Annotated in this window: 1 protein-coding gene; it reads left to right on the forward strand. The window is 29.1% G+C overall.

Features of this window, described 5'->3' with window-relative positions:
* Positions 1 to 29: 29 nt before the first annotated feature.
* The gene (locus ACXAGS_RS15755) at positions 30 to 224 is read left to right on the forward strand and encodes a hypothetical protein (protein WP_474906707.1); all 195 of its coding nucleotides are present in this window, start codon (positions 30 to 32) and stop codon (positions 222 to 224) included.
* The last annotated feature ends 13 nt before the right edge of the window (positions 225 to 237 follow it).

Raw genomic sequence — 237 nt, forward strand, 5'->3', positions numbered from 1 at the left:
GTTTAGAATGATAAACTCAAAGAAATATTATGGACAAGAAAAAAGCAGGAAAAATCTCATTAATAGTTTCAATCATTGGATTAGTAATACTCATAATAGGAGTTGGATTTCAACTTTACGGAGTAAATAATGATAATTATTCCACTATTGGCGGACTTTTAAACTCATTTGGACTCATAGTTCTAGCGGTTGGATTTATAATTTATGGGCTTAAAAACAAATAAAAACGCACTACAA

The sequence above is a fragment of the Croceivirga sp. ABH4_376 genome (genome assembly GCF_056160685.1).